General features: G+C 64.5%; 21 protein-coding genes. 8 read left to right on the top strand and 13 right to left on the bottom strand.

Annotation, left to right across the window (positions count from 1 at the left end):
• Positions 1–411 precede the first annotated feature (411 nt).
• From AC1RDJ_RS05940 to alkB, 7 genes are all read right to left on the bottom strand, one after another.
• Entirely contained in the window at positions 412–2,853 is a 2,442-nt protein-coding gene (locus AC1RDJ_RS05940) for a penicillin-binding protein 1A (protein WP_493026892.1), read from the bottom strand.
• 85 nt (positions 2,854–2,938) lie between these two features.
• Positions 2,939–3,334 carry a hypothetical protein gene (locus tag AC1RDJ_RS05935; protein ID WP_493026891.1) on the bottom strand — a complete coding sequence of 132 codons (396 nt, stop codon included), beginning with the start codon at positions 3,332–3,334 and terminating at the stop codon, positions 2,939–2,941.
• Entirely contained in the window at positions 3,331–4,143 is an 813-nt protein-coding gene (gene blaOXA / locus AC1RDJ_RS05930) for a class D beta-lactamase (RefSeq protein ID WP_493026890.1), read from the bottom strand. Before blaOXA ends, AC1RDJ_RS05935 begins: the two co-directional genes overlap by 4 nt.
• A gap of 83 nt (positions 4,144–4,226) precedes the next feature.
• Positions 4,227–7,397, bottom strand: a complete 3,171-nt coding sequence (locus tag AC1RDJ_RS05925; RefSeq protein ID WP_493026889.1) for a heparinase II/III domain-containing protein — start codon at positions 7,395–7,397, stop codon at positions 4,227–4,229.
• 148 nt (positions 7,398–7,545) lie between these two features.
• Positions 7,546–7,719 (bottom strand): hypothetical protein, encoded by a 174-nt coding sequence (locus AC1RDJ_RS05920; protein WP_156894780.1) that lies wholly within the window; start codon positions 7,717–7,719, stop codon positions 7,546–7,548.
• 76 nt (positions 7,720–7,795) lie between these two features.
• Positions 7,796–8,707 carry a GTP cyclohydrolase FolE2 gene (gene folE2, locus AC1RDJ_RS05915; protein ID WP_493026888.1) on the bottom strand — a complete coding sequence of 304 codons (912 nt, stop codon included), beginning with the start codon at positions 8,705–8,707 and terminating at the stop codon, positions 7,796–7,798.
• 165 nt (positions 8,708–8,872) lie between these two features.
• A complete protein-coding gene (gene alkB, locus AC1RDJ_RS05910) occupies positions 8,873–9,535 on the bottom strand; it encodes a DNA oxidative demethylase AlkB (RefSeq protein ID WP_493026886.1) in 663 nt (220 codons plus the stop codon).
• A gap of 112 nt (positions 9,536–9,647) precedes the next feature.
• On the opposite strand from alkB, the gene AC1RDJ_RS05905 reads away from it, so the two are divergent.
• On the top strand, positions 9,648–10,118 hold the full coding sequence (locus tag AC1RDJ_RS05905; RefSeq protein ID WP_493026885.1) for a heme-degrading domain-containing protein: 471 nt from the start codon (positions 9,648–9,650) through the stop codon (positions 10,116–10,118).
• A 9-nt stretch (positions 10,119–10,127) separates the two neighbouring features.
• Here the strand turns inward: AC1RDJ_RS05905 and AC1RDJ_RS05900 are convergent, their stop codons facing one another.
• The 3 genes from AC1RDJ_RS05900 to AC1RDJ_RS05890 are packed head-to-tail and all read right to left on the bottom strand — an operon-like array spanning position 10,128 to position 12,325.
• Entirely contained in the window at positions 10,128–10,820 is a 693-nt protein-coding gene (locus AC1RDJ_RS05900) for an aspartate/glutamate racemase family protein (RefSeq protein WP_071323366.1), read from the bottom strand.
• A 34-nt stretch (positions 10,821–10,854) separates the two neighbouring features.
• A complete protein-coding gene (locus AC1RDJ_RS05895) occupies positions 10,855–11,622 on the bottom strand; it encodes an SDR family NAD(P)-dependent oxidoreductase (RefSeq protein ID WP_071323365.1) in 768 nt (255 codons plus the stop codon).
• A complete protein-coding gene (locus AC1RDJ_RS05890; protein WP_071323364.1) occupies positions 11,609–12,325 on the bottom strand; it encodes a GntR family transcriptional regulator in 717 nt (238 codons plus the stop codon). Before AC1RDJ_RS05890 ends, AC1RDJ_RS05895 begins: the two co-directional genes overlap by 14 nt.
• Positions 12,326–12,460: 135 nt before the next feature.
• On the opposite strand from AC1RDJ_RS05890, the gene AC1RDJ_RS05885 reads away from it, so the two are divergent.
• On the top strand, positions 12,461–12,913 hold the full coding sequence (locus AC1RDJ_RS05885) for an acyl-CoA thioesterase (protein ID WP_493026883.1): 453 nt from the start codon (positions 12,461–12,463) through the stop codon (positions 12,911–12,913).
• A gap of 16 nt (positions 12,914–12,929) precedes the next feature.
• Here AC1RDJ_RS05885 and AC1RDJ_RS05880 read toward each other — a convergent pair whose 3' ends face one another.
• Positions 12,930–13,613: a YoaK family protein gene (locus AC1RDJ_RS05880; RefSeq protein ID WP_071323362.1), complete on the bottom strand. Its 684-nt coding sequence runs from the start codon at positions 13,611–13,613 to the stop codon at positions 12,930–12,932.
• 190 nt (positions 13,614–13,803) lie between these two features.
• On the opposite strand from AC1RDJ_RS05880, the gene AC1RDJ_RS05875 reads away from it, so the two are divergent.
• The gene (locus tag AC1RDJ_RS05875; protein ID WP_071323361.1) at positions 13,804–15,168 is read left to right on the top strand and encodes an amino acid permease; all 1,365 of its coding nucleotides are present in this window, start codon (positions 13,804–13,806) and stop codon (positions 15,166–15,168) included.
• A gap of 88 nt (positions 15,169–15,256) precedes the next feature.
• Here the strand turns inward: AC1RDJ_RS05875 and AC1RDJ_RS05870 are convergent, their stop codons facing one another.
• Positions 15,257–16,891 carry a hypothetical protein gene (locus AC1RDJ_RS05870; protein ID WP_493026882.1) on the bottom strand — a complete coding sequence of 545 codons (1,635 nt, stop codon included), beginning with the start codon at positions 16,889–16,891 and terminating at the stop codon, positions 15,257–15,259.
• 216 nt (positions 16,892–17,107) lie between these two features.
• Between AC1RDJ_RS05870 and AC1RDJ_RS05865 the strand changes: the two genes are divergently transcribed.
• Together AC1RDJ_RS05865 and AC1RDJ_RS05860 are read left to right on the top strand one after the other, a co-directional pair.
• Positions 17,108–17,473: a hypothetical protein gene (locus tag AC1RDJ_RS05865; RefSeq protein ID WP_493026881.1), complete on the top strand. Its 366-nt coding sequence runs from the start codon at positions 17,108–17,110 to the stop codon at positions 17,471–17,473.
• A 114-nt stretch (positions 17,474–17,587) separates the two neighbouring features.
• A complete protein-coding gene (locus AC1RDJ_RS05860; protein ID WP_071323358.1) occupies positions 17,588–18,031 on the top strand; it encodes a DUF411 domain-containing protein in 444 nt (147 codons plus the stop codon).
• A 118-nt stretch (positions 18,032–18,149) separates the two neighbouring features.
• On the opposite strand, the gene AC1RDJ_RS05855 is transcribed toward AC1RDJ_RS05860, so the two are convergent.
• The gene (locus tag AC1RDJ_RS05855) at positions 18,150–20,381 is read right to left on the bottom strand and encodes an NADP-dependent isocitrate dehydrogenase (RefSeq protein ID WP_493026880.1); all 2,232 of its coding nucleotides are present in this window, start codon (positions 20,379–20,381) and stop codon (positions 18,150–18,152) included.
• A gap of 454 nt (positions 20,382–20,835) precedes the next feature.
• Between AC1RDJ_RS05855 and AC1RDJ_RS05850 the strand changes: the two genes are divergently transcribed.
• The 3 genes from AC1RDJ_RS05850 to AC1RDJ_RS05840 are packed head-to-tail and all read left to right on the top strand — an operon-like array spanning position 20,836 to position 26,638.
• On the top strand, positions 20,836–21,999 hold the full coding sequence (locus AC1RDJ_RS05850) for an efflux RND transporter periplasmic adaptor subunit (protein ID WP_493026879.1): 1,164 nt from the start codon (positions 20,836–20,838) through the stop codon (positions 21,997–21,999).
• On the top strand, positions 21,999–25,184 hold the full coding sequence (locus AC1RDJ_RS05845; RefSeq protein WP_493027147.1) for an efflux RND transporter permease subunit: 3,186 nt from the start codon (positions 21,999–22,001) through the stop codon (positions 25,182–25,184). Before AC1RDJ_RS05850 ends, AC1RDJ_RS05845 begins: the two co-directional genes overlap by 1 nt.
• Positions 25,181–26,638 (top strand): efflux transporter outer membrane subunit, encoded by a 1,458-nt coding sequence (locus AC1RDJ_RS05840; protein WP_493026878.1) that lies wholly within the window; start codon positions 25,181–25,183, stop codon positions 26,636–26,638. Before AC1RDJ_RS05845 ends, AC1RDJ_RS05840 begins: the two co-directional genes overlap by 4 nt.
• Positions 26,639–26,716: the final 78 nt, after the last annotated feature.

Below are 26,716 nucleotides of genomic sequence, written 5' to 3'. Positions count from 1 at the left end.
TCGTCAGCCTGGGGAGGTTTGATGCGCATTTTATTGTCCTGGATTGTCCGTGCATCTATCGCGTCATATTGCCGCTGCGTTCCGATAAATTGGATCTGCAAAATGCCATACGCATAACTGATCGATGCGACAAGCCCAGACTTGTTGCCCCCGCCGATATTGGGCACCCCGTCCCTCTCTCAGGATGCTCGCCGTGGCAAAGTCCGATTTCACGCCGCCGGATCGGGCCATGACGCCCTGAGCACATGGCCAGAACGCGGCAACAACGGTGCCGTCGAATCTGCATGGATGGCCTGTCCATGGAAGGCCATCAAGGTCGGCTTGGCCGGAACGCGCATGATTGACGTTAGTCCCATTGGGGGACTAACGTCAATCATGCAGCCGATCAGAAGACCGCGCCGGACCGGCCATTCAGCCTTGCGGTACAGGCACTGGCGCAGTCTGCGGCTCAGGTGCTGCCTCCGGCACCGCCTTGCCATGCGCTTCCTGCCCGCCGTCGCCTTCGGCCGGCATGGCCAGCGGCGCGGCTGGCGCGCCTTCCGGCACCAGGTCGCCCGGCTCTTCCACCGGCTCATCCTGCGGTTCCTCGACCGGCTCCACATGGCGCAGCGGCGGTGGTGGCTTGCCGCCGGGGAAGATGGCGTCGCGCGACAGTTTTCCCGTGTCGAGCGCCGTCTTGAAGAAGTCGCCCACCACCAGCACGGCGTTGTGGCCGCCCTGGCCCCAGTAATTGCTGCGCATGGTGACCCGGGCGTCGTTGAAGCCCACCCAGGCGCCGCCCACCAGTTCCGGGTGCATCAGGATAAACCAGCCGTCCGCATTGTTTTGCGTGGTGCCGCTCTTGCCGGCCACGTCGGAACGGATGCCGAAGCGGCTGCGGATGGCCGTGCCCGTGCCGCGGTCGATGACGCCGCGCATCATGTCCGTCAGGGTGGCCGCCGATTCTTCCTTCATGGCGCGCTTGGGCTTGTCTTCGCCGAAGCGGGCGATGGTCTTGCCGTCGCGGTCGGTGATGTGCGTGACGACGAACGGCAAACGGGCCTCGCCCTGCGCCGCGATGCTGGCGTAGGCGTTGACCATTTCCAGCAAGGTGACGGGACTGGTGCCCAGCGCCAGGGATGGCACTTTTTCCAGCTTGCTGTCGCGGATGCCGAGCGCGCGCGCCAGCTTGATAATCGGCGACAAGCCCACGTCCTGCATCACCTGCGCCGTGATGGTGTTCTTTGAATACACGAGGCCGTCGCGCATGGTCATGTCGCGCCCCGTGCTGCCGCTCATGTCGGTCGGCCGCCATTTCGTGCCGTCGGCCGCCTTGATATCCATCACGGCGTCGCGGTAGACGTGGTCGGGACTCAGGCCTTTTTCCAGCGCCGCGCCATACACGATGGGCTTGAAGGTGGAGCCGGGCTGGCGCGCCGCCTGCGACACGTGATCGAATTGTTCGCGCGCAAAGTCGCGGCTGCCCACCCAGGCCCGCACGGCGCCCGTGGCCGGGTCCATGGCCGTAAAGCCCGCCTCCAGGCGCGTCTTCGACTTGCGCAGGGCCGCCATGAAGGCGCGGTCGCCCTTCAATTTCTCCAGCGCCTCGTCGGGCGCGCTGCCGGCCGCCGTCAGCTTGCGGTAGTCGCCGGACTCGCGCACGAAGGCGTCCAGCAAGCCCGGATGCGATTTCCAGAAATAGTCGAACGGCACGCTGCCGGCCTGCATGCCCGCATACATGCCCGTCGAAGTGGACGACGGCACGCCGGCGCGGCTCCATTCCACGTCGGCAATCGCCTGCAAGGCATTCGCCTGGCGCTCGACGGCCCGCTCGGCCGCCTGCTGCAAGTCGTAATCGAGCGTCGTGTGCACCACCAGGCCATCGAGCTCCAGGTTGTAGTCGTTTTCATCGGCCCAGTCGATCAGCCATTTGCGCACATAGGCCGTGAAGTGGCTGTCCGACTGCGCCCGTTCGCTCTGGCGCTCGAAATGCAGGCGCAGCGGACGCTTCACCAGCTGCCGGTAGCGCGCCTCGTCGATGACCTCATGCTTGCGCATCTGGCCCAGCACCACATTGCGCCGCTGCAAGGAACGTTCGGGATTGCCGACCGGATTGTAGTAATTCGTGCCCTTGAGCATGCCGACCAGGGTGGCGCTTTCCAGGATATCGAGGCGCGCGGCGGACTTGTCGAAATACGTGCGGGCCGCCATCTCGATGCCATAGGTGTTGTAGAGGAAAGGCACCGTGTTCAGGTAGGCTTCGAGGATTTCCGTCTTGCTGTAGGTGGCCTCGATCTTCAGGGCCGTGATCAGTTCCTTCAGCTTGCGGTTCAGGCTGCGCGAACGGCCAATTTCTTCGGGGAACATATTGCGCGCCAGCTGCTGCGTGATGGTGGAGCCGCCCTGGGGGTTGCCTCCCGCCGTATGCACGATGGCGCCGGCCGTGCGCGTGAAATCGACGCCGTGATGTTCGTAGAAACGGTGGTCTTCCGTCGAGATCAAGGCGCTGATCACGTTCGGCGAAATCTGCTGCAGCGTCACGCGTTCCTGCAAGCCCTGGTCGAAACGGGCCAGCTCCTTGCCGTCCGCGCTGACCATGGTGCTCGGCGCGGCCGCGCGCGCCTGGCGCAAGTCGTGGATGCTGGGCGTCAGGGGAATCAGCAGCAGCATGTACAGGACCAGCAGCGCCAGCAGGGCCAGAAACGACCACAGGCCCAGCACCAGCGCGCGCCGCACGGGCGGCAAGGTCATCAAGTGCGCGTGGCCGCGCCGGTACAGCGCCACTGCCCTCACCCACGCCATGCCCGCCACGCGCAAGGCCTGCGCGCGCGCCCATGTCCATGCCTGCCGTGCTTTTTCCTGAAACTGCTCCATGCCTGATGCCATGCCTGTACCTTGTCTGATGCCGGATGATCCGTTTCAGCAAGTATATAGGGCGGGCAACAAAGCGGGCTGGAATTTACGGCAGGCAAGCATCGAGGCGGGACACGGTGACGCCGACATAGGCGCCCACGCAGCGCACGTCGCGCGTGTGAAACGCGTCCTCCACCTGCAGCAAGCCGCAGTCGCAGATGACGGGATCGACCTGGGTCACGACGCCCAGCGCCAGGTAGCGCCAGCCATCGAGCCGGCGCAGGCCCTTTTCCCGGCCGGGGTTGGCCGTGAACATCGCGTCCCAGTCGCCGCCCTCGCTCGCCTGCGGCCACAGCTCGAGCCGGATTTGCGTGCCGGCGGCCAGTTGCGCCCCGCCAAACTCGTCCATCACATGCAGGCGCTGGCCATCGGCCTCGATGATGGCTTCCAGGTAGTCGCCTTCGGTGCAGAGAAAGGTGGCCGTGACGACAGACGGCGTCACTTCTGCGCCTGCTCCAGCAGGGCCGGCAATTCCTTCAGCATGGCCTCGCGCGTGCGCAGGCCCGCCGACTGCTGGCCCTTGCGTTCATCCTGCACGAGGCGCGCGAAGACGATCGTGCGCTCGCCCTTGCTGGCCCAGCCCACGAACCAGCCATAACCGTGCTCTTCGTCGAAGCTGCCGTCAGCCTTGCGCGGATAGGCCGCGCCCGTCTTGCCATGCACTTGCCAGCCGCCCACGTCCGCCAGGCGCGTCAAGCGCCGCGTCTGCTCCATCGCCTGCTTGCTGACGGGCAATTGATCGTTGACCAGCTTGCGCAGGAAGCCCAGTTGTTCCAGCGGCGAAATCTTCAGCGAGGAACTGATCCACGAACGCTCGAGGCTGTTTTCCTTGCCTGGATCGCCAGAGACATCCGCATTGCCATAGCGCAATGCCTTCGCATACTTCTGGAAGCGTTCGGCGCCCAGCGCCTGCGTGATCTGCTGCGAATACCAGACCACCGAGTACTGCATCCAGCGCGACGGGTCCGTCTCCTGGCGCCAGGCGTCGCCGCCCCAGTCCACATAGCCCTGGCGGTACGGCAGGCTGGGCTTGTGCTCGTCCTTGAGGAAGCCGGCGTCATAGCCCATCAGGCTGAGGGCGATCTTGAACGTGGACGCGGGCGTGACCCGGTCAAAACAATTGCCTTCTTGCAACAAAACGGTGCCCGCTTTGGCGTCGGCCATGGCGGTGCAGATAGTGGCGGCCTGGGCCGTGGTAATGGATAAGGCCGACAATGCGGCCAACAACGCGCCATGCAAATATAGATTCATGCGTTTTAATAAAAGGTAGTCGACAGTTGCCCAGTCAAAACCCGCCGGGAGCCGGTAGGCGATACAGATCGCCTACCGCCATTCTACATGCCGATATTGACCACACCCTCAGCCGAGCTGCGATAAGTTGCACTACTGGCTGCCGCCTGCGCCAGTACCAGTTGATCGCCATCGGGCGTCGCCACCCGGTTCAGCAGGAAGTCTGTATCCGGCAACAAGCCTGTAGCCAGCACATTCGTCGCCGATGCGGGCGCATTCCAGCTCATGCGCGTCGATGGCGCCGTGTCGCGGTTAAAAACCACCATCGTCTGGGTACCGATCAGCACAGCCTCCGTATGGCTGTCGGCCACCAGGCGACGCGCGTTACCGCTGCCAGCGCTGCCGCTGCCATAGTCATTGTCCGCCACATGCAAGACATGGAGGAAATACTGGGGGGTACCGACAGGAGCGGCCACCTCGGCCTGCACCTCCAGGCGCCATGCACCGATATCGCCCGTGACGCTGGTATCAGTGGCATCGGCCACGGCCCTGGGTGGATAATTGCGCCATTTATAGCTATTATCCGCCTGCAAAACCCGGACCGTGTAGCGGCAATCGCCGGTAGGCCCGCCAGGCAGCAAGGTGCCAGGACCGAAGGCGGAATCGGCGCTGACCTGGTCGCATAGCCCGCCCGCGTTCAAGCCTCCGACCTTGGTAATTACGGCTTTCTCGGGCAGCAAGGTTTGAGCGATCAGCATACCGCCGCCATTGCGAATGGTAATGCTACGCGCATCGGTGGCCGCATGGGTAAATCGGTATTGCCCATTACCAAGTGCGGTGGCCGACACTGCGGCGGCGGGTTCGTTGACCGTATGCAGCAAGAATGTAGCAGGCGCGGCATTTGTACGCACACTGTCAAACGTCAGGACGATGGGCAGGGAACCCGTCGCTGGCGCCGGCAGGTAGACGACACTGCGCAAGAAACCATTCGCCTGATCCAGTTTGGATGCGGCATAGGCCTTGCTCGCATTGCCGCGAACATACGTATAGCCAGGCGCATATTCATAATTGACGATACCCCCCAGGGCGTTCATCGCGCCGGGCTGGATTTCTTCCAGGGTTGGGTACGCCGCACGCGTACCGCCCACCCATTGTCCGCCGTCATTGCTGAACTCCAGCTTGCTCGTCCCGCTGCCAGCCCGCTGGAAACGCTCATTGGCATCAAACGCAACCACCGTATTGTGGGCAATGCTGCGCGTGTAGTAATTGGCCCAATGGGCGCTGCCATAGCTGTCATACCTGCCGGAGTCGACCAGCAACGGTCCCTTGTAATTGAGCGAAATGCTGTTCTGATCCAGATGATGGTGGTTATCCGTGATGAATGACGTGGACTTGAACTCCAGCAAGGTCGCGTCCGCGTAATTCCAACGGTCGCGCATCAGCACCTGGCCCGAACGGCGGAAGTGGCGCGACAAATCCAGATCGACAGGCTGATTCAAGCTTGCCTGATCGACGGGCCAAAACAATTGTTCCAGGATGTACGGGTAGCGATTCGGCGCATAGCGCTGGCCATGCACCTGTTTCTGGTAATAATCCCAGGCATTGCCATCGCCTGCATGGGCGGCGGCCCATAGCGCAATGCTGCCCACCAGCGGGAAATTTGACAATGTCACGAAGTTGTCGCCACTGGCTGGATAACTTTTATCGTCACGCTGGCCATATATATAGGGGTAGATGGTTTTTGGCATCCACTGCGAGGCTTGCCCCATGTCGCCTGCATTTTGCACAGCGGTATTCCATAGCAGTAGGCGGGACGGCAAGTCTGTCAGGCTATAGGAAAATCCGGAATGGTATCCGCCATCGATGGAGATATCACGCCGCACCGCCAGAAACCCCTCGTTAAAATGGCTATACGCCGTTTCTATCATCGGCAATACGTCGTCATTTTGCGGTCCGGCGATGGCCAGCAGGCCGACCGCAGCACCATATACGCTGCTGAAATTCATGCCAGCCATATAAGCGGTAGCGATGGATGGCTGGGGCGGCGAAGCATAGCGATTCCAGTTACCGAAAATGGGCTTGGCAGCGCAGTCGAACGAGGAGGGTGCCATGCCTTGCGGGCCACAAATTTCACTTAACAGGTTGGTGCCGCCCGGTGCCGCCTGCGCCGCAATGGTATTGCGGATGGTGGCAGCCATGGCCGTCCGATAGCTGGCCTGTGTATTATCATTCGGCACCGCGCTGGCACCCAGTTCCGCATATAGCCAGTCATACAGGATGCCCAGCGCAATCACGCGTCCGCCCATGGACATGTCACCGCCCGCATTCAAGGGAACGATGCGCAACTTGTCGATATAACTTAATATTGCCGAATAATAGGCGGGATCTTGCGTGATCTTATAGGCCAGTGCCAGTTGCTGTGCCGACTCGACAATGCCATTGCGATGTCCGCTGGCGGTATTGCACACTTTCGGCTGCGTCCAGGGCGAGGCAGCGGTTGGGCACATATTCAACGATACCACGTCCGATTTGACCAGCCGTGTAAAATCAAACCAGGCGGTGGCCAGTGCCATATCGAGGCTACCCGGATAGTTGACGAGGATATTTCCCTGACCATCCTTCAACACGAAATTACTGATAGGTTCATTTACCCTGCCAGGGAATTGAAAAGCGGTCTGGTCTGGTGAAAAATCGACCTTGCCGGCGGAACCCTCACTCAGCCATTCCAATCCCATCGCTACACTGGCGCCACCGATTTTCAGGCTGGTGGTTTTCATACTGCTATTCCAGCTGAACTCAATCCGCGTCGCCACGCCGATAGGCATCTCGATCGTCTTATAAGCAATGTAACGCGCAGGCTTGGCTCCGATTGCTTTTTGCAGCATGCCAAGTTGAATTCTGGAAATTCCCGGCGTATCGCCATCAATATGCCGTATGAATATGCCACTCTTACCATTATTGACGTTCATTTCGCCAAAAATGAACTGCTCGACCGCATCCGCCGGATTTCTTTTCGATGCGGTAAAATCAAATGCGATGGTGCCGGCCGCGCCAGGAAAAACCGCTGGCCCCAAAGGCAATCGCCACTTCAAATTATCTATTGCCAGCTGCGTTGTTAATATGCGCGGGTGTTGCGGAGAAATTGAAAATGGCGTTGCGCCGACATTCAAACTGGCCAGGCATAAAGAAGAAAGCAATAATAATTTCCCGCTTGCATTATTTTTTTTGGTATGCAGCTTAGCCCTATCCTGCATACCGCTGAAAATTCCTGACATACACTCTCCCATATTGAAGATCATTTAAATAATTGCATATCGCCCCTATCTGTAACGATATCATTTTTTTAAGTTTCATGGGAAACAATTAATATGCCATCTACTTCAGAAAAGCAATCCTAGCCACCAGTTGCGCAGGCCAGCCTGACTACCCCTGGAGCTTACTTAAAGGCTGTGGCTCCCGCTCGCGCCTCAGCCGTTCCTCCTCCAGCTCATCCATCCCCAGTTTTTCCTCGTCGATCAGCGCATGCTCGCGCCGTTCGCGCTGCAATTCCTCTTCCACGTCGTCATCAATGGCGTCCCGTACGGTTTTCTCCGGCATGCTGCGCTCCTTCGCGGTGGGTGACTGAAAAGTGTAGGCGCTTCGGGCGAATGCCGCCGCACGCCAGCGCGCCGCCTCAGGCGGCGTTGCCGGCCTGCGCCACGGCGTCGTGCGGATGCAGGCTTTCCACATGCCGTACAGTCACATTCGCCTGCGCGTAACGCAGCGCCAGCGCGGCCTGCACGCGGCGGGCCGCGTCTTCCACGTACATCAGATTAGCACCATTCAAGCGCGCGAACGCCTGTTCGTCGGCCCGCTTGACGGCCGTCTGCAGCGGCGTCGCCAGCGCGCCCTCCACCAGGTCGATCAGGGGGAACAGTTCCAGCTCCGCGTCTGGCGCCAGCTGCACCGTCACCGTCGCGATGCTGCGCTGGCTGTGCGGCGTGGCCAGGCTCGCGTGTTCCTGCAGCCAGGCGCGGGCGGCCGCGCCGTCGATCGGCCCCTCCCCGAAGCGCGCCGCAAAACCGTCGGCGATCAATTGCCGCGCCAGTGCCGCCGAACACGGACAGGTCGACGAATAGGCGACGTCCACCGTCAGGGCCAGCGCAAAACCTTGCGATGAGGATGTCGCCTGCAACCGCACAGGGTACGACCGCCAGCCCGACAGTCCCGCCGTCAGCAGCGCCGCCTGGCGCCGCAGCACGGGAAAGGCCAGCGCCACGCGCGCTTTGGTGCTGGCGCAGTCGGCGTGGCTGGCAACCATATTCCGCAGCAGGGCCGCCAGCGCCGTGGCCTCCAGCGGCTGCGCGGCGGCAAATGCATCGAGCAGCAGGTACAGGCGCGACATGTGGATGCCCTTGACGCGCGCATCGGGCAGATCCACGTGCACGTCGGCCCAGGCATGGACTTGCTGCGCCTGCCCGCCCTCTTCCAACCACAAGGGCAAGGCGATGCCCTGCATGCCGACCCAGTCCAGCGGCAGCTGGCTGCCGGCGTTGCCGCCCAGGGCCACGTCGGGCAAGGGAGAATGATGGTGATCGCGCTTCATGGAACGGCATCCTTAATATGCAAGTCAATTGCATATCATGAAGAGTTTTCATCGCATTTGCAAGTCAATTGCGTATTGAGGCACGCCGCGCTCCCGCCGGGGACGCCGCCACGCGCCCCACCCCGAGGCCAGCGCCACGGACCATGCCGTGCCGCCGCCCGCCAGCTAGCCGACCTTGCGGAAGGTCAGGTTGATGCGCTGCGCGCCCAGCTGCGCATGCTCGCCCTCTTTCAGGGCGGCCACGCCGTGGAAGCGCAGGCGGTCGGCGCCGCCCCATACCACCACGTCGCCATGCAGGAGAGGAATCCGGGCCGCCTTGTCGGCCCGCGCGGCGCCGCCGAACAGGAACACGGCGGGCAAGCCGAGCGACACGGAGACGATGGGCGCCGTGAAGTCGCACTCGTCGCGGTCCTGGTGCAGCGCCATGCGCGCGCCGGGCGCATAGTGGTTGACCAGGCAGGCGTCGGGCACGAAATCCGCATAGCCGGCCGCCAGCGCCGCCTCCTGCGCCAGGCGCAAGAACACGGGCGGCATCGGCGGCCACGGCTGGCCGCTGGCCGGGTCCAGGCGCGCGTAGCGGTAGCCGCGCCCGTCCGTGACCCAGCCCAGCTGCCCGCAATTGCTCATCGCAACCGACATGCGCAAGCCGCCCGGCGTGGCCATGTGGCGCGGCGGCGCGGCCCGCACGACGGCGTCGAGCGCCGGCAGCAGCTGCGCGACATGGGGCAGCACGAAGCCGCGCAAGAGCATGGAGGCGAGCGTGCCGGGCACCAGCGGCACGGGGCCGGACGGCACCAGGTCTTCGTCGGCGAACAGGGACAGATTCATGCCGCCTATTGTAAACGGCCTTGATCGGGCCGGCGCGATGCGCAAAAAATGCGCGCGGCGCGGCCGCGGTGCGCTACAGTAGCGTTTCCTGCCACTACGACACTCACCGACGATGGATCACTACGCGGATTTGCTGCAAACCCTGGCGCAACAGGAAGAGTCCCTGCAATTCGAATGTTTCGACAACGATGCCGCGCTGGCCGTCGGCCTGTGGCTCGTCGAGGAAGTGCGCAAGCGGGGCAAGGCCGTCACCGTGAATATCACGCGCAACGGCCAGGTCCTGTTCCATCACGCCATGGCGGGCGCCACCCCGGACCAGGCCGACTGGATACGCCGCAAGAACAACACCGTGCAGCGTTTCGGCCGCAGCTCGTACTACATGGGCATCTCGTATAAAAGCCGCGGCAGCACCTTCGAAGACGTGGCCTACCTCGACGACGTCGAATATGCGGGCCATGGCGGCGCCTTCCCCCTGATCATCCGCGGCGTGGGACCGGTCGGCACCGTGACCGTGTCGGGCCTGGCACAGGCCGACGACCATGCGCTGGTGGTGGCCGCCCTGCAGGCACAGCTGGCCAGATAACCGGGGCGGTCAGCCGGCCAGCGCCTTGCGCAAGGCGGCGCGCGCCAGCAGGCGCGTGGAATCGAGCGTCGGCAACGGCGAGTTGGCGTCGCCGATGATCAGCGGGATTTCCGTGCAGCCGAGGATGACGGCGTCGCAGCCCTGTTCCCGCAAGCGGCCGATGATGGCCTGGAAGCGGGCCACGCTTTCCCGCTTGACCGCGCCCGGCACCAGTTCTTCCATGATGATGCGGTTGATGTCGGCGCGCTCGTCCTCGCCGGGCCGCACGCAATCGATGCCGCGCGCGGCCAGCATGTCCGGATACACGGCGCTGTCGACCAGCCAGCGCGTGCCCGTCAGGCCGACGCGGCGAAAACCGCGCGCGGCCGCTTCGCCGGCCACCACCTCGGCGATGTGCAGCCAGGGCAGCGGCGAACGGGGCGCCACCAGGGAAAACGCCTGGTGGATGGTGTTGTCGGGGCAGATCAGGAAATCGGCGCCGGCGGCCGCCAGCCTGTGCGCCGAGGCCAGCATCAGCTCGGCCACGCCGGCCAGGTCGCCCGCGTTCAGGCAGGCGACGTAGCGCGCCAGCGACGGCGTATGCAGCGATACCTCCGGGTGCGCATACGGCCCCAGCGCGTGCGCGCCCTCCTCGCAGATGGTGCGGTAGCACAGGGCCGCACCTTCGGCGGAACAGCCGACGATGCCGATATGCAGGGTCATGGCGATGTCTCCACAAGTGGTGTATTGATCTGTATCAGATGCGCTGGCCGCCGTCGATGGGGATTTCGGCGCCCGTGATGTACGAGGCGCGCTCGCTGCATAAAAACTCCACCAGGTCGGCCACTTCGGCCGTCGTGCCCAGGCGGCGCAAGGGAATCTGCGTGTCGACGATGTGCGAGGTGCCGGGCGACAGGATGGCCGTGTCGATCTCGCCGGGCGCGATGGCGTTGACGCGCACGTTCAGCGGCGCCATGTCGTTGGCCATCTCGCGCGTCAGCGACGCCAGCGCCGCCTTCGAACTGGCGTAGGCGGAGCCGGCAAACGGATGCACGCGGTAGCCGGCGATCGAGCACAGGTTCACGACGGCGCCGCGCGCGTTCGACAATTCCTGCGCAAAGCCGCGCGTCAGCGCCAGCGGCGCAAAGAAATTCGTGTTGTACATGGCTTGCCACGTCTGCATGTCCGTCGTCAGCGAATTGACGCGCGAGCCGCCCGGCCCCTTCGGCGACACGCCCGCATTGTTGACCAGCGCGTGCAGTTTCGAGTCGCCCAGCATGGGACGCAGCGTCTCGACCATCTGGCCGATCTGGCTCAGGTCAGACAGATCCATGCAGACATGCGTGTTGTGTTCCTGGCTGCGCGGGCAGCCGCCGGGAATCGGGCTGCGCGAGACGGTGATGACGCGCCAGCCCAGGCTGCGGAAGCGTTCGGCCACGGCGTGGCCGATGCCGCGGCTGGCGCCCGTGACGATGGCGGTTTTCTGTTCGGTTTTCTGTTCGATTGGATGTTCAGTCTTGTGCATGCTCTTCCTTGTCTGCTTGCGTTAGGACGGCGTGGCTGCGCTCCATGCGCATCACGTACGCCAGCATCTGCGCGCCGCCGTCGAGGATGTCCTGTTCGATGGCGCGCCGCGCCGCCGCGCCGTCGCGCTGGCGCAGCGCGCCGATGACGGCGCGGTGGTGACCGACCCGCATGTCGGGCGTAAATGCGGCATAGCCGGCGGCGATCAATGGCGCCGTCTGCATCCACAGGTGATCGACGAAGCGCTTCAGGGTCGGCATACCGGCCGCCTGCGCCAGTCCCAGGTGAAACGCCTGGTTGCATTGCAGTGCCGCCGCCAGGTCATGCCGCGCGATGGCGTCTTCGTTTGCCTGCAGCAGCCGTTCCAGGTCGGCCAGGGTGGCCGCATCGATGCGCTGCGCCGCTTCAAACGCGCCCAGCCCTTCCAGTTCCAGCCGCAGCGCACGGATTTCCAGGTAGCGCGCCACGCTCAGCACGGGCACGCGGAAGTCGCGCGGCGAACGCAGCACCAGCGCTTCTTCCTGCACCAGTTGCAGCATGGCGTCGCGCACGGGCGTGACGCTGGTGCCCAGCTGCAGCGCCAGGTCGCGGATGCGCAGGCGGTCGTTCGGCTGGAAGCGGCCAGCCGCCAGTGCCTCGCGCAGCATCGCATACACGGACTTGCCCAGGTTGACGTGCGCCAGGTGGTCGAATTGGTGATTCATGCGCGTTTGAGTATCTTCAAAAATTATGATGCATCATACATCAATAGAAAAAACGCTGTTTTATGGCGTGTGCGGCGCCAGCACGAAATGCGGCGGGAAAGTACAATCGCCGCCATTGCCTTGAAAGGAAGTCACTTGAACTGGGATTATCCGCACGCCCATACCCTGCCCGTCGCGCCCGAAGCGGCCGACATCGACGGCTTGCAGCACACGAACAACGCCGTGTATGTGCGCTGGTGCGAGCATATCGCCTGGCACCACTCGGCCGCGCTGGGACTGGACCTCGACGATTACCGGCGCCTGGACCGGGCCATGGCGATACGCCGCGGCGAATACGATTACCTGTTGCCGACGCGGGCCGGCGAGGCGCTGACCCTGGCCACCTGGCTGTGCGCCAGCGACGGCCGTTCCAGCATGGAGCGGCGCTTCCAGCTGGTGCGCGACAGCGACGGCGCCACCGTCGTGCGCGGACGCTGGGAATTGATCTGCATCGAATTGAGCAGCGGCCGCGCGCGCCGCCTGCCGCCCGCATTCCTGGCCGTGTACGAACCGGCCATCGTCGCGGCGCGCCGGCCAGCGCAGGACTAGGGCGGCAAGTGCGGGACTAGGCCGGCAGCCGCGCCGGTTCCAGCGCGATCAGCACCAGCAGGATTGCCAGCGGCACGGCTAGCGCGGCAAAGCCCACGGCCAGGTAGGCGAAGGCGGCCAGGATGGCGCCCACGGCAAAGCCCAGCAGCGGCCAGAAGAACTTGACGCAGCGCTCGCGCGTGGCACCGTCTGCCGCGCCGCGCAGCACGTCGACCGTGTCGATCACCACTTGCGTGACATTCCCCGTCATCATCGACGTGGGCGCCAGGTGCGCCAGCAGCAACCGGCTGATGGCGCTGTGCGCGCCCATGCCGGCCGCGCCGAACAGGCCCGCCGCCATGGCCAGCGCGCCCGGTTCGGCCGTCAGCGGCTCGGCCAGCATGCCGCACACCATGAAGCCGAGCAGCAGCGCCAGTTCCAGCACCAATGCCAGGCGCAGCGCCGGGCCGCCACGGCGTTCCGCCGCCACGCTCAACAGGCGCGCCGCCGCCACGCCCAGGATAAAGGCGGGAAACGCCAGCAGCTTGAGGGCGATCGACGCATGCGTGGCATTCGCCAGCGCGGCGCCGATCAGCACGAAGTTGCCCGTCACGTGGGCGGTAAAGAGTCCAAACAGGGCGACAAAGCCCAGGGTGTCAACATAGCCGGCCAAAAAACCCAGGCTGATGCCTTGCATGCGGCTGCGCTGCGCCAGATTCATACACGCTCCTCAAAAATTTGCCATCATGATACCGCGCCGCCGTCGCCGGCGGCAGTGGTTTTGCGCGCCGTTCGGCGAAGATGCATGGCTTTTCTTGCGCCTCCGCAGTGCAACATGCATTTCGCTCCTGATTTGCGCGTGCATGCTTTAGAATCAGCGACCTCAGCCCGTAAAAACAGGATAAAACACTATGACGGCAGTCGGGACTACCGAACCACAAGAGCTCAAGCGCGGACTGAAAAGCCGCCACATCCAGCTCATCGCCCTGGGCGGCGCCATTGGCACCGGCCTGTTTCTGGGCATCGCGCAAACCATCAAGATGGCTGGCCCCTCGGTGCTGCTGGGCTATGGCATCGCCGGCGTGATCGCCTTCCTGATCATGCGCCAGCTGGGCGAGATGGTGGTCGACGAACCGGTGGCCGGTTCCTTCAGCTATTTCGCCGACAAATACTGCGGCCACCTGCCCGGCTTCCTGTCGGGCTGGAACTACTGGGTGCTGTATGTCCTGGTCAGCATGGCCGAACTGACGGCCGTCGGCATCTACGTGCAGTACTGGTGGCCCGGTGTGCCCACCTGGGTGTCGGCACTGATCTTCTTTTGCGTGATTAACGCCATCAGTTTGTTGAATGTCAAAGCCTTCGGCGAAATGGAATTCTGGTTCGCCATCATCAAGGTGGTCGCCATCATCGGCATGATCGTCTTCGGCGCCTGGCTGCTCGCTTCCGGCGACGCGGGCCCGCAGGCGTCCGTCGCCAACCTGTGGCAGCACGGCGGCTTCTTCCCGAATGGCTGGCAAGGGCTGGTGATGGCCATGGCCGTCATCATGTTCTCGTTCGGCGGCCTGGAACTGGTGGGCATCACGGCGGCCGAGGCGGATGACCCGAGCACGACGATCCCGCGCGCCACCAACCAGGCCATCTACCGCATCCTGATCTTCTACATCGGCGCGCTGGGCATTTTGCTGTCGCTGTACCCGTGGCAAAACGTCGTCACCGGCGGCAGCCCCTTCGTGCTGATCTTCCATGCGCTCGACAGCAACCTGGTGGCCACGGCCCTGAACGTGGTGGTGCTGACGGCCGCCCTCTCCGTCTACAACAGCGGCGTGTACTGCAACACGCGCATGCTGTTCGGCCTGGCCAAGCAGGGCAATGCGCCGCGCGCGCTGCTGCACCTGAACCGCCGCGGCGTACCGCTCGTCGCCCTGGGCGTGTCGGCGCTGGCGACAGGCGCCTGCGTGGTGGTCAATTACTTCATGCCGGGCGAAGCGTTCGAAGTGCTGATGGGCCTCGTGGTGTCGGCGCTGATCATCAACTGGGCCATGATCAGCTGGATCCACCTGCGCTTCCGCGCGCAAAAGAAAATCGAAGGCAAGACGACCTTGTTCCAGAGCCTGGGCTACCCGTTCACCAACTACCTGTGCCTGGTCTTCCTGGCCGGCATCCTGGTGATCATGTACCTGACGCCGGGCCTGCGCATCTCCGTCTACCTGATACCCGTGTGGCTGGCCGCGCTGGGCGTCGGCTACTGGATCAAGCAAAACAAGGCCAGGGCCTGATCGCGCCCTGCGCCGCATCAAGCACCAACAAAAAGCCCGTCTTCGCAGGAAGACGGGCTTTTTTTTACAGCTGGCGCCGCGCGGACAACTAGCCGGCGGCGACCGCGTCCGCTACTTTCGGCTGCACGTCGGCCTGCCACAGGCTGATCATCTGGCCCGGATACGATTGCAGCAGCACGTCGTCGCTCAGTCCCAGCAGCAACTGTTGGCGCTGCTCCGCCTTTTTCTCCGGCGTCATGCCCAGTTCGCCCGTCTTGTACGGTCCCAGCACCGACAGCAGATCGCGCATCAGCGAGCGGTTGGTCGGCGTCGTGACGTCCGATTCGACCTTGCCCATCATGAATTTCGTGATGTGTGTGGACTGGCTGGCCGCCTGCTGCAGGCTGGCCTTCACCAGCTTGCCTTCCCTGTACGCCATTTGCGCATCGCTGCTGGCCGTATCCTCGATCTGGTGATACGTGTAGTTTTGCGACTCCACCTTTTCCGTCAGGCGCAGGGGCACGCCCGGCACCAGCGTCTCGTGGAAACTGGCGCTGAGCCTGGACTGCTGTTTCTGCCGCACCGAGCGGTCGTCCTGGCTGGCGCCGGTCTGGGTCGTGCTCTGCGACACTTCGTACTGGAAGCCATCGCGTTCCGACGAGCGCATGGGATTGCTGAATTTCGCCGTTTGCGAGATGGATGCGCTGAAGTCTGGCAGGCCCGTCAGCATGGCGCGGTCCTCGGCCGCCAGCCGCCACTTGTCCGCCGGCGGCGCGCCAGGGGCCGGGGGCGCCGCCGCATTGCTGCTCATGGCCGTGAACGCCTCCTTGAACATGCCCATCAGCGCGGCATCGCCATGGCCGCGGGAGGCGGCCTGGTCGAACTGCTTCATGTAGCTGCCCAGCGCCTTGGCCTGCCGTTCCGGGCTGCCCAGGGCGCTCAGCTGGCTCGTATCGACCTTCACGTCGAGGCTGCCCGACACGCCGCTGAAGCTGACCTTGCGCTGCGCGCCGTCGGCCTGGAAGTCGAGGGTTTCCGAGCTTTCCTGCTCCCCGCGCACGCGCACTTCCGCATGCAGGTTCACCGATGCCAGCACCTCCTGGTCGAACTGCATCAAGCCGACCAGCCTGGCCTTCGGCGGCTGTTGCGCCATGCCGTCGATGGCGTCCTGGAACGCTTCCGACAGGTCGCCCAGCGCGCTCGCTTCAGCATCGCTGAGTTCGCCGCTGGTCGTCATGCGCACGGCCAGGCCATCGCCCTGGCTGTCGAGCGACAGCTTGACCTCGACCCCGCTCTTGGTGGTCACGCTGAGGGTCACCTGGTCTTCGCCATTGCCATGCAGGCCGGCCGGCGCGACGCCGGCCAGTTCGGCGTAGGTATCGCGCTGCACGCGCAGCGACGGCTGCTGCACGGCTTGCGACACGTTGCGCACGCCATCCTTGAGCTGGTCGAGCAGGGCCGCGCCCAGGCCGCTGAAACGTCCGCCGAACGAACGCGCCGAGAAATTTGTTGCGATCTGGTCGCTGACGCCGTCGCGCGCGCCGCTTTCCCACACGATGGGCGAACCCTTCATGGTGGAGCGGGCGGGATCGACGGCGGCGTCCTGTCCGCTCAGGGCGACGATGGTCGATGGCGTACTTGCCGGGGCGGAGGCGGCTGGCGTTTTGTAGGACGCGCTGTCCGCTGCACGGGTCGCGGACGGAGTCCAGCCCGCCGCCGGGGAAAGGGAAGATACAGAAGTCATGGTCGCTATGCCTTGCTAAACGAAAACTAAGTTGAAGAGCACTTTTGATCCACCTGAGATGGTGCACACCTGAAGCGGACACATCTATAACGGCATGTATAGTCAAATCATGAGCATTGCGAAGCATGAAAGTTTTTCATTTTGCCATCGCGACAGGCGCCCCTGCCCCGCATGTTATACTTTGTGGGCATGATACGACTCTTCACAACATGGCTGATGCTGATACTGGTCACGGCGCTGCCGCTGCACGCGGCGGCCGCCAGCATCGGCATGGCATGCGCGCCAGCCCAGCAACACGCGCCGCCAGTCACGTCCAGTGAAGTAGCTGCCCATCCTTGCCACCAGCGTGCCGCCCCCTTGACGGCCGATGACGCGCCAGCCGGCGACGACGCCACCGCCCGCCATTCCGCCTGCGATGCCTGCTCCGCCTTTTGCATGGGTGCGCTCATGGCGCCGCCTGCCCGCCTCGCCGTTCCAGATGGCGCGACCTCGGAAAGCGTCAGCATTGCCGCCGCCACGCTGGCTGCGGGATACATTCCCGACGGCCCGCGCCGCCCACCCCGGCAAACGCGCGCCGCATAAGCTCAAGCCGTCTCGAAGCGGCTGCACTCCATTCAACCACCAGCATTGCCACCGTCACCGTGGAGCCATGCTGGCGGCTACACCATCTGCATTCCTTATTTGAAAGACCTATCCATGATCAAGAATCTGTTATTGCGCGGCGCCTGCGCCGGCATGCTGGGCCTGCCCCTGTTCGCCATGGCGGCCGCGCCCGTCATCGAAGTGTATAAAAGCGCCGCGTGCGGCTGCTGTTCCGAATGGATCAAGCACCTGGAAGCGAACGGTTTTAGCGTGCGCGCGAAAAACGTGGAAATGCCGGCGCAGTACCGCAAGCTCGCCGGCATTCCTGAGCAGCTGGGCTCCTGCCACACGGGCCTCGTCAACGGCTACGCCATCGAGGGCCACGTGCCGGCCAGCGAAATCAAGCAGCTGCTGCGCGAAAAACCGAAGGCGAAAGGCCTGGCCGTGCCCGCCATGCCGATGGGTTCACCTGGCATGGAAGGACCGCGCAAGGACCCGTACGACGTCTTGCTGGTGAAAAACAATGGCAGCACCAGCGTCTACAAGCACTATCAATAAAGCTGTGAAGCCATAAAAAACGCCGCCGGGATCGCTCCCGGCGGCGTTTTTTCTGCAGTAAACTGATTTACCGCAAGCAAGCCAGCGCAAGCTGGCTTTGCTCTACATCAAGACTGCATCAGATGCTGGCCAAGGCCGCATTCAGGCTGGCGCTCGGACGCATGACGGCGTCCGCTTTCGCCGGATCCAGCAAGTAGTAACCGCCGATATCCATCGGCTTGCCTTGCACTTCCTTCAGCTCGTCGACGATCTTCGCTTCGTTTTCCGCCAGGGCTTTTGCCAGTGGCGCGAAGTGCGTCGCCAGTTCCGCATCTTCCGCCTGCGCTGCCAACGCCTGCGCCCAGTACAGGGCCAGATAGAAGTGGCTGCCGCGGTTGTCCAGCTCGCCAGTGCGTGGCGATGGCGACTTGTTGTTGTCCAGCAGCTTGCCGGTGGCTTCGTCCAGGGTCTTGGCGAGGATCTTCGCCTTCGCATTGCCCGTCTTGATGCCCATGTCTTCCAGCGACACGGCCAGGGCCAGGAACTCGCCCAGGGAATCCCAGCGCAGGTGGTTTTCTTCCACCAGCTGCTTGACGTGTTTCGGAGCCGAACCGCCGGCGCCCGTCTCGTACATGCCGCCACCGGCCATCAGCGGCACGATCGACAGCATCTTGGCGCTGGTGCCCAGTTCCAGGATCGGGAACAGGTCGGTCAGGTAGTCGCGCAGGATGTTGCCGGTCACGGAAATGGTGTCCAGGCCGCGGAACGCGCGTTCCAGCGTGTAGCGCATGGCGCGCGTCTGCGACATGATCTGGATGTCCAGGCCCTTGGTGTCGTGGTCTTTCAGGTAGGTTTGCACCTTCTTGATGACTTCGTTCTCGTGCGGACGGTAGGTATCGAGCCAGAACACGGCAGGCATGTCCGAGTTGCGCGCGCGCGTGACGGCCAGCTTGACCCAGTCGCGGATCGGCGCGTCCTTGACCTGGCACATGCGCCAGATATCGCCCTCTTCCACCGTTTGCGTCAGCAGCACTTCGCCCGTTGCCAGGTCGGTGATGTTGGCGATGCCGCCTTCCGGCACTTCGAAGGTCTTGTCGTGCGAACCGTATTCTTCCGCCTGCTGCGCCATCAGGCCCACGTTCGGCACGGTGCCCATGGTCTTCGGATCGAAGTTGCCATGCCATTTGCAGAAGCCGATCATTTCCTGGTAGATGCGCGCAAAGGTCGATTCCGGCATGACTGCCTTGACATCCTTCGGACGGCCGTCGGCGCCCCACATCTTGCCGCCGATACGGATCATGGCTGGCATCGACGCGTCGACGATGATGTCGTTCGGCGAATGGAAGTTGGTGATGCCCTTGGCCGAATCGACCATGGCCAGTTCCGGACGGTTGGCGTGGCAAGCGTGCAAATCTTTCAGGATTTCATCTTTTTGCGACGCTGGCAGGGTTTCGATCTTGTCGTACAGGTTGCTCATGCCATTGTTGACATTCACGCCCAGCTTGTCGAACAGCTCGGCGTGCTTGGCGAACGCGTCCTTGTAGAAAATGCGCACGCAGTGGCCGAAGACGATCGGGTGCGACACCTTCATCATGGTGGCCTTGACGTGCAGCGAGAACATCACGCCCGTCTTGAAGGCGTCGTCGATTTCCTTCTCGTAGAACTCCAGCAGCGCTTTCTTGCTCATGAACATGCTGTCGATGATTTCGCCCGCTTGCAGCGATACCTTCGGTTTCAGCACGATAGTCTTGCCCGAGGCGGTGACCAGTTCCATCTTGACGTCGCGCGCCTGGGTCAGGGTCAGCGATTTTTCGCCATGGTAGAAGTCGCCGTGGTGCATGTGCGAGACGTGGGTTTGCGAAGCCTGGCTCCACTCGCCCATCGAATGCGGGTGCTTGCGTGCGTACTCTTTGACGGCCTTCGGCGCGCGGCGGTCGGAATTGCCTTCACGCAGGACCGGGTTGACGGAGCTGCCGATGCACTTGCCGTAGCGTGCCTTCAGGGCCTTGTCTTCGTCCGTCTTCGCCTCTTCCGGGTAGTCCGGCAGCTTGTAGCCACGGGCTTGCAGTTCGCGCACGCACGTGATCAGCTGGCCTTGCGAGGCGCTGATGTTCGGCAATTTGATGATGTTGGTGTCCGGATTCTGGGTCAGCTTGCCCAGTTCAGCCAGGGTGTTCGGGACTTTTTGCTCGTCCGTCAGGAATTCGGGAAATTCTGCCAAGACACGTGCCGCCACCGAGATATCGCTGGAAACCACGTCGACGCCGGCCGGCGCGGTGAATTTTTTGATGATTGGCAGCAGGGAATACGTCGCCAGCAGCGGCGCCTCGTCAGTCAGCGTGTAGATGATTTTGGATTTTTGTGTTGCCATGTTCATTCCCTTGTATGCGGTGATGCCTGTGGTTCAGGTGGTTAACTTACTTCGTTCCAAACACATGGTGGTTGACCCTGCCCTGGACGGCTCGTGTATCGGCCCTGGGGCCTGCCTTAGCCTAACCATCTATTTTAGACTGTCCTGCCGCTATTTGTGTAAACTCCGGCGCCGTTTGGTTTTGCATCGCAAAACGGAGCACCGGATGACGAGACAGAATTATATCAAAAAGGCATTGTTTTTCACCAGTGCCTGCCGCCCATCCCCCGTCCCTCCACTGTACCGCCTCGCCCGGCATCGGCATAACGGTCTCGCCTCGGCCGGCAGCGCCCGGAAAAATCGCGGGCACGGGCAATAAGACTTGACTTTCCCGGCGTGGCAAGTCGGATAAAGGCCATGGGAGCTGTTTTTAGCTCGACAAAACCAGGTCGACAACCGTCGCGAAAGGCAGAAAATGACAGTCAAACGCATCAGCTTGATTACGGCGGCGCTCGGCGCCGCCCTCACCCTCTCCGCCTGCCGGCAGGCGGCGCCCCCGCCGGCCGCAGCAACACCGCCCGGCGTTCCCGTGGCCGAGGTCATCGTGCGTCCCGTGACGCCGTTTGCCGAATTCACCGGCGCACTGACGGCCGTCAAACGCGTGGAGCTGCGCCCGCAGGTGGCCGGCTATATCCAGCAGGTGAGCGTGCCCGAAGGACGCTACGTCGAGAAAGGAAGCGAACTCTTCCGTATCGACCCGCGCGTCTTCCAGGCCGCGCTCGATGCGGCCACGGCGCGCCTGCGCGCGGCGCAAGCGGCGTCGCTGCTGGCCCAGGCCGAACATGCGCGCGCCGAACAGCTGTTCGCGCAAAAGATCGTCGCGCGCGACCGCCTCGATACCGCAACGGCCGCGCTGCAGGCAGGCAAGGCCCAGGTCGATGCCGCGCAGGCGGCGCTCGATGCCGCGCGGCTGGAGCTGGGTTTTACCCGCGTGACGGCGCCCATCAGCGGCAGGGTCGGCCAAACCCTCGTCACCGAAGGCAATTACGTGGCCAGCGGCGTGACGCCGCTGACGACGATCGTCTCGACCCATCCCCTGCACGTGTATTTCGACGTCGACGAGCGCACCTACCTGCGCTCTCTCGCGGCGGAGCGCGACAAGCCCAGCTTGCAAGGCAGGCAAGCGGCCACGGTGCGGCTGGCCCTCGCCACCGACAAGACGTATGCGCGCTCGGGCCGCGTCGATTTCCTCGCCAACAGCGCCGAGCGCGGCACGGGCACGGTGCGCATCCGCGCCGTCGTCGACAATGCCGATGGGAAATTGACGCCCGGCCTGTTTGCCAGGGTCAAGCTGGAGACGGGCGCGCCGCAAGCGCGGGTGCTCATTTCCGAGCTGTCGATCGGCACGGACCAGGGGCGCCGCTACGTGCTCGTCGTCGGCAAGGACGACAGGACGGAATTCCGGCCGGTCGAGCTGGGCCCCGTGGTCGACGGCTTGCGCGTGATCGAGCAAGGCTTGCAGGCGGGCGAGCGCATCGTCGTCAAGGGCCTCGTGCGCCCGGGCATGCAGGTGACGCCGCAGCCGGCCGCCATCGACGGCACGCCCATCGCGGCGCCGCACGCCTCGGGAGGTGCATGATGTCCTTCCCGCGTTTCTTCATCGACCGCCCCATCTTTGCCATCGTCCTGTCGGTGCTGATGGTACTGGCCGGCATCGTCGCCTTCTTCCAGATGCCACTCAGCGAATATCCGGCCGTCACGCCGCCCACCGTGCAGGTGACGGCGTCCTATCCGGGCGCCAATCCCAAGGTTATCGCCGAAACAGTGGCCGCGCCGCTCGAACAGGCGATCACCGGCGTCGAAGGCATGCTGTATATGTCGTCGCAATCGGCGACCGATGGCAGGATGATACTCAGCGTCACTTTCGCGCAGGGAACGAACGCCGACATGGCGCAAGTCCAGGTGCAGAACCGGGTGGCGCGCGCCCTGCCGCGCCTGCCTGAAGAAGTGCAGCGCCAGGGCGTCGTCACACAAAAGACCTCGCCGGACATCCTGATGGTGGTGCACCTGCTGTCGCCGGACAAGCGCTATGACCCGCTGTACATCTCGAATTACGCCTACCTGCAGGTGCGCGACGAGCTGTCGCGCATCCCCGGCATCAGCGACGTGCTCGTGTGGGGCGCCGGCGAATACAGCATGCGGCTGTGGCTGGACCCGGACCTGGTCGCCGCGCGCGGCCTGACGGCAGGCGACGTGATTGCCGCCGTGCGCGAGCAGAACGTGCAGGTGGCGGCCGGTTCCGTCGGCCAGGCGCCCGATTCGACGGCCGCCTTCCAGGTGACGGTCAATACGCTGGGGCGATTGACGGACGAGGAACAGTTCGGCGACATCATCATCCGCACGGGTAGCGATGGCCAGGTGACGCGCCTGCGCGACGTGGCCCGCATCGAGATGGGGGCGGACGCCTATGCACTGCGCAGCCTGCTTGACGGCGAACCGGCCGTCGCCCTGCAAATCATACAGAGTCCGGGGGCCAATGCGCTTGACGTGGCGCAAGCCGTGCGCGCCACCATGCAGCGCCTGGAAGCGCACTTCCCGGCCGGCCTCAGCTCGCGCATCGCCTATGACCCGACCGTGTTTGTGCGCGCCTCGCTCGAATCGGTGGCCACCACCCTGCTCGAGGCCACCCTGCTCGTCGTCCTCGTGGTGGTGCTGTTCCTGCGCAACTGGCGCGCCTCGCTGATCCCCCTCATGGCCGTGCCCGTATCGCTGGTCGGCACCTTCGCCGTCATGCACCTGATGGGCTTTTCGCTCAACACCCTGTCCCTGTTCGGCCTGGTGCTATCGATCGGCATCGTCGTCGACGACGCCATCGTCGTCGTCGAGAATGTCGAACGCCACATCGAAAACGGCGAGGAACCCGCGCAGGCGGCCAGGCGCGCCATGGACGAGGTCACGGGCCCCATCATCGCGATCACCTCGGTGCTGGCCGCCGTCTTCATCCCGACCGCCTTCCTCAGCGGCCTGCAAGGCGAGTTCTACCGCCAGTTCGCGCTGACCATCGCCATCTCGACCATCCTCTCGGCCGTCAATTCGCTCACGCTCAGCCCGGCGCTGGCCGGCCTGCTGTTGCGCCCGCGCAAGGTAGGCCGCGCCCGCCCTCCACGCGATCCACGCAGCCTGCGCGGACGCGCCGACCGTCTGCTGCACGTGCTGGGCAAGCCGTTCCAGCGCGCGCCTGGCGCATATGGCAACACGGTGCGCAAGGTCGTGGGCGTAAGCGGCGTGGCGCTGCTCGTGTACGGCGGCTTGCTCGCGCTGACCTTCTTCGGTTTCAAGGCCGTGCCGCCCGGCTTCGTGCCCATGCAGGATAAATACTATCTGGTCGGCATCGCCCAGTTGCCGAACTCGGCATCGCTGGACCGCACCGACGCCGTCGTCAGGCAAATGTCGAAGATCGCGCTGGCCGAGCCCGGCGTGGAAAGCGTCGTCGCCTTCCCCGGCCTGTCCATCAACGGCTTCGTCAATGTGCCGAACGCGGCCGTCATGTTCGTCATGCTCGACCCGTTCAAGGACCGCACCACGCAGGAGCTTGGCGCGACGGCCATCGCCGCCCGGCTGCAGGCGAAGTTTGCCAGCATTCCCGACGGCTACCTGGGCGTATTCCCGCCGCCACCGGTGCCCGGGCTGGGCGCCACGGGCGGCTTCAAGATGCAGGTCGAGGACCGCGGCGGCGCCGGGCTCGACGCCCTGGCGCGGCACACCCGGGTCCTGATGACGAAAGCGGGCGAATCGGGTCAGGTGGCGGGCCTGCTCACGAGCCTGGACATCAATGCCCCGCAGCTCGACGTCGCCATCGACCGCACCCAGGCCAAGAGCCAGGGCGTGCACCTGGCCGACGTGTTCGAGTCGCTGCAAGTGTATCTCGGCTCGCTGTACGTCAACGACTTCAACCGCTTCGGCCGCACCTACAAGGTGACGGCCCAGGCCGACGCGCAGCACCGCATGCAGGCCGACGCCATCGGACGCCTGCAGGTGCGCAACGCGGCCGGCGCCATGCTGCCCCTGTCCTCGTTCGTCACCGTCACGCCCGCTGCTGGCCCGGACCGCGTGATGCACTACAACGGCTATCCGTCGGCCGACCTGTCGGGCGGCGCGATGCCGGGCGTCAGCTCGGGACAGGCCGTGGCCGTGATGGAACGGCTGGCAAAGGAGGTCTTACCTGAAGGCATGAGTTTCGAGTGGACGGACCTCACCTACCAGCAAAAACTGGCCGGCGATGCGGCGCTGTTCATCTTCCCGCTGTGCGTGCTGCTCGCCTATCTCATCCTCGCGGCGCAATACAACAGCTGGCTGCTGCCGCTGGCCGTGCTGCTGATCGTGCCGATGTGTTTGCTGAGCGCCATCGCCGGCGTCTGGCTGACGGGTGGCGACAACAACGTCTTCGTACAGATCGGCCTCATCGTGCTGGTCGGCCTGGCCGCGAAGAACGCGATCCTGATCGTCGAATTCGCGCGCAGCCTGGAAACGCAGGGCGCCAGCGCGCTGGAAGCCGTCATCGAGGCGTGCCGGCTGCGCCTGCGGCCCATCGTCATGACTTCGCTCGCCTTCATCGCCGGCGTCGTGCCGCTGGTGCTGGCCAGCGGCGCCGGCGCCGAGATGCGCCAGGCCATGGGCATCGCGGTGTTCGCGGGCATGCTCGGCGTGACCCTGTTCGGCTTGTTCCTGACGCCGGTGTTTTATGTGGCGATGCGCGGCCTGGCGGCCCGTTTCAAGCGGCACCAGCCCGCCCCCCAACCGCACCTGGAGGAAAGCACGTCATGAAAAATCTCTATCAAACAGTTGTATTGCCACTGGGCGCCCTCGCGCTACTGGCCGGATGCGCGGCCGGGCCCGACTATGCCGCGCCACCCCTGCCCGCGTCGCGGCTGCCCGCCAGCTTCGGCCAGCCGGTTGCCGGCCTCGGCGTCGGAACCGTCGAGGCCGAGTGGTGGCGCGCCTTCGACGATGCGGCGCTGAGCACGCTGGTCGGGCGCGCGCTGACGGCCAACCACGACATCGGCATCGCCGCCGCGCGGCTCGACGAATCCCGTGCCATGCTGCGCGAAAGCGGCCAGGGCTTCCTGCCGCGCGGCGGCGCCGCGCTCGGCGTCGAGCAGCGCCGGCGCAGCGACGCCGAAATGCCGTCCGGCCAGGCGCGCCGCACGGACAGCTATCGCGGCGCCGTCGATGCGAGCTGGGAAATCGACCTGTTTGGCCGCGTGCGGCGCTCCGTGGAAGCGGCCGAGGCGCAAGCCGGTTCGCGCGAAGCGCTGCTGCGCGGCGTGCAGGCCAGCGTGGCTGCCGCGGTGGCCGCCACCTGGTTCGAGCTGCGTGGCATCGAGGCCGAACTGGCTGTCGTCGCCGACCTGCGACTCAGCCAGCGCGACAGCCTGGCGCTGGTCGAGCGACAGGTCGGCGCCGGTTCCGCCAACGAAGTCGACCGGCTGCGCGCCGTGGCCCTGCTGCGCCAGGTCGAGGTGGAAGCGCCCGCACTGGAGCGGCGCCGCGCGGCCGCCATCAACGCGCTGGCCATCCTCGTGGGCGAAACACCACAACTGTTCAGCTTGCCGGCCGCCGCGCCCGCCGCTGCGACGCTGGCGGTGCGCCCGCTCGCCGTGGGCGATCCCGCCGCCCTGCTGGCGCGGCGCAGCGACATCGCGGCGGCCGAACGCGGTCTCGCCGCGGCGACGGCGCGCATCGGCGTGGAAACGGCCGGACTCTACCCGGAAATGCAGGTGCAAGGCTCGATCGGCTTCGTGGCGGGCAGTCTCGACGCGATGGGCGACGCGGGCGCCCTGTCCGGCTTCCTCGGCCCCGTGCTGCGCTGGTCCTTTCTCGATACAGGCCGCGTGCGCGCCCGCATCGCCGCCAGCGAGGCCCGCGTCAGGGAAGCCCTGCTCGTCTACGACCAGGCCATCCTGCGCGCGCTGCAGGAAACGGACGACGCCTTCCTGGCCTATGCCGCCGCAGGCGACACGCTGGGCTTGCGCCTGCAAGAGTCGGCGGCACAGCGCGAAGCGGCCCGCCTTGCCCGCTTGCGCTTCGCGCAAGGCGCAGGCGTTTACCTGGATGTGCTCGACGCCGAGCGCGCCGACTTCGCTAGCCGGCGCGCACTGGCCGCCGCCCGCACCGGGCAGCGGCTGGCCATCGTCGGCATCTACAAGGCACTGGGCGGCGGCTGGGAAGTGTGTGCGTCGGCGGCAAGCGATTGCGGTGGGGCCACGGGCATGCCTTGACGCCCCGACGCAGGGCCAGGCGCTGTGATACCGGCCACCTCTAATGAAAAATGCCTACTCCTCGGAGTAGGCATTTGA

Source organism: Janthinobacterium sp. GW822-FHT07H10, from assembly GCF_058798675.1.
Note: the sequence above shows the minus strand (reverse complement) of the source record. Positions and strands in the feature narration are given on the sequence as shown.

What these genes read in the sequence shown, in the direction of transcription:
- alkB (WP_493026886.1), bottom strand. Translation starts at nt 9,535, where the DNA reads ATGAATCTGTCCCTGTTCGCCGACGAAGACCTGGTGCCGTCCGGCCCC.
- AC1RDJ_RS05845 (WP_493027147.1), top strand. Translation starts at nt 21,999, where the DNA reads ATGTCCTTCCCGCGTTTCTTCATCGACCGCCCCATCTTTGCCATCGTC.
- AC1RDJ_RS05920 (WP_156894780.1), bottom strand. Translation starts at nt 7,719, where the DNA reads ATGCCGGAGAAAACCGTACGGGACGCCATTGATGACGACGTGGAAGAG.
- AC1RDJ_RS05900 (WP_071323366.1), bottom strand. Translation starts at nt 10,820, where the DNA reads ATGACCCTGCATATCGGCATCGTCGGCTGTTCCGCCGAAGGTGCGGCC.
- AC1RDJ_RS05850 (WP_493026879.1), top strand. Translation starts at nt 20,836, where the DNA reads ATGACAGTCAAACGCATCAGCTTGATTACGGCGGCGCTCGGCGCCGCC.
- AC1RDJ_RS05860 (WP_071323358.1), top strand. Translation starts at nt 17,588, where the DNA reads ATGATCAAGAATCTGTTATTGCGCGGCGCCTGCGCCGGCATGCTGGGC.
- folE2 (WP_493026888.1), bottom strand. Translation starts at nt 8,707, where the DNA reads ATGAAGCGCGATCACCATCATTCTCCCTTGCCCGACGTGGCCCTGGGC.
- AC1RDJ_RS05855 (WP_493026880.1), bottom strand. Translation starts at nt 20,381, where the DNA reads ATGGCAACACAAAAATCCAAAATCATCTACACGCTGACTGACGAGGCG.
- AC1RDJ_RS05880 (WP_071323362.1), bottom strand. Translation starts at nt 13,613, where the DNA reads ATGAATCTGGCGCAGCGCAGCCGCATGCAAGGCATCAGCCTGGGTTTT.
- AC1RDJ_RS05865 (WP_493026881.1), top strand. Translation starts at nt 17,108, where the DNA reads ATGCTGATACTGGTCACGGCGCTGCCGCTGCACGCGGCGGCCGCCAGC.
- blaOXA (WP_493026890.1), bottom strand. Translation starts at nt 4,143, where the DNA reads ATGAATCTATATTTGCATGGCGCGTTGTTGGCCGCATTGTCGGCCTTA.
- AC1RDJ_RS05895 (WP_071323365.1), bottom strand. Translation starts at nt 11,622, where the DNA reads ATGCACAAGACTGAACATCCAATCGAACAGAAAACCGAACAGAAAACC.
- AC1RDJ_RS05905 (WP_493026885.1), top strand. Translation starts at nt 9,648, where the DNA reads ATGGATCACTACGCGGATTTGCTGCAAACCCTGGCGCAACAGGAAGAG.
- AC1RDJ_RS05840 (WP_493026878.1), top strand. Translation starts at nt 25,181, where the DNA reads ATGAAAAATCTCTATCAAACAGTTGTATTGCCACTGGGCGCCCTCGCG.
- AC1RDJ_RS05925 (WP_493026889.1), bottom strand. Translation starts at nt 7,397, where the DNA reads ATGTCAGGAATTTTCAGCGGTATGCAGGATAGGGCTAAGCTGCATACC.
- AC1RDJ_RS05875 (WP_071323361.1), top strand. Translation starts at nt 13,804, where the DNA reads ATGACGGCAGTCGGGACTACCGAACCACAAGAGCTCAAGCGCGGACTG.
- AC1RDJ_RS05870 (WP_493026882.1), bottom strand. Translation starts at nt 16,891, where the DNA reads ATGACTTCTGTATCTTCCCTTTCCCCGGCGGCGGGCTGGACTCCGTCC.
- AC1RDJ_RS05940 (WP_493026892.1), bottom strand. Translation starts at nt 2,853, where the DNA reads ATGGAGCAGTTTCAGGAAAAAGCACGGCAGGCATGGACATGGGCGCGC.
- AC1RDJ_RS05890 (WP_071323364.1), bottom strand. Translation starts at nt 12,325, where the DNA reads ATGAATCACCAATTCGACCACCTGGCGCACGTCAACCTGGGCAAGTCC.